Source organism: Okeania sp. SIO2B9 (assembly GCF_010672505.1).
Classification (GTDB): domain Bacteria; phylum Cyanobacteriota; class Cyanobacteriia; order Cyanobacteriales; family Microcoleaceae; genus Okeania; species Okeania hirsuta.
The window spans coordinates 1-1,870 of sequence record NZ_JAAHGK010001406.1; the positions used below are offsets into that span (position 1 = coordinate 1).

Below are 1,870 nucleotides of genomic sequence, written 5' to 3' on the forward strand. Positions count from 1 at the left end.
TCTCAAATTGTAAGCATTCCGCAGGAAATGCTTACCTCAAATTAAAATATCAATACTATATTTATTATTTATGATGAGATTCATCAGCCCTAAGACAGACTTTGCTTTAAAGAAGAATTAAATGGATATTGCGTCTAATGGGGAAGCGTTTTGGATAAATTCCTGAAATAATTTTAAATCAGATACAAAAATTGTCTCTATAAAATTTATAAACCTTAGGATAATTGATTATAAATTGGGAAATTTTAGATGATTTATTAACTTAGTAAAAAAAAAAAGAAATGAGGGGCGATCGCTTATAGATCAATATAGTTCAATTAAGAAATTTTTGGGTAAATATATGGTGGCAAAAACCCATATTTACATTGTTGTTTGAATGAATTTTTGCCTAAATATGAACCGTATTTGCTAACGGATTAGCTGTGTTTATAATTCAAAAATTTCCCATTTTTTATACCATTTATCCATGAAGTTACCCTTAATATAAAGATAACAGCTATTAGTAAAATTCAGGTTTTGGTAAGAATTATTAAGGGCATTGTTACAGAAAAATGGTATTAGTCTATATTTTACCCATAAATAGATCCAAGTAGATGGTCGGATTAGCTAGTGCCTCTACGCGAAAGTTATGGGGAAAAATTTATCGATAATTTAATCAATTTTCTCCTCCAAATCTAGCTAATAGTTCATCACGGGACAATTGTAATAGTAAAGGTATTAATTCTGGTAGAGATAGAGATTGTAACCGCTGAATAATTACCTCTAGTTCGCTATCTAATTGCCCAAAACGAAACACAAGTAAATTTTCAATCACTTCTCTATCTCGTTGCTGTACTCCTTGCTGTATACCTTGTTGTATTCCCGACTGAGTAGCTTCTTCTAAACGTTGGGAAAAAAGTGGTGATAATCTCATAATTAACTCCCTATCTTCTGAATCTATATCTGGATTTACTTCTATATTACTCAGCAAGTCTGATAATAACAATAAAGCATTTTCACGCTGAGGATTATCCTTGGGTAATGCTTCTAACTCATCAATAGCTTGAGACTGTACTTTTCCCCTACCTAATATTCTCAGCCACATTGTTTCTGGAACTCGTGGTAACTGATGAATTACTACTATTGCCGTGCGTAAATATTCCGGTAAAAAATAAATTCCTCTCAGCCAGTTTTTTTCATCTAAATTAGCACCAAATCCATTTAATATAGATTGAGAAGCTGTAGGAGTAATTATCCATAATTTCGGATAATCATCTTCATAAATACGGTTATTATTACGCTTCGCTTCTCTTTGAAATTCTCCTCTGACTTCCAGTAATTTCAGCAAACAACTACAAATTTCATTGGAGGTGACAGGATTTCGGTAAGGTTCAAATAAAGCACTTGTTGTGGCAAAATGACCTAATAATCCTAATGCTTCTAGGTTTCCTTGAAGTTGTGGTTGAGGTGAAAACCAAACGTCGATTTGCCTAGCTTCTCCCCGCACTTCACGAGGTGCTTTTACTTCTCCAATAGTTGATAGTAATTCTTCTAAAAATTGTTTAGCAAATTGGTCATAAGGGAATCTGGTCATCAAATTTTCTTGCTTTTCTAAAACTTAGATATTAAACTATAGTTATTAATGCTATTATAGAAATAATTATTGTCAATCCTTAATATTCAGAAAGTATATTACTACACAGCAGGCAAGAAGCAAAAGTTTATTACAAGAGGTTTTTCTTTACGGAATTCTCTGCAAACAGCTTCTAGAAATTTCAAACGCTTTAATGCATACTGCTATGCCATGTTAAAAATATAGAAATTATATATTGATTATGAATTTTGAATTAGTACAAACTTTAGCTCAAGTTATTCGTTCTCTTCCAGAAGA

General features: G+C 31.9%; 1 protein-coding gene. It reads right to left on the reverse strand.

The features are described 5' to 3' along the window. Positions 1–655: 655 nt before the first annotated feature. A complete protein-coding gene (locus tag F6K13_RS31210) occupies positions 656–1,573 on the reverse strand; it encodes a hypothetical protein (protein ID WP_287289587.1) in 918 nt (305 codons plus the stop codon). Positions 1,574–1,870 lie beyond the last annotated feature (297 nt).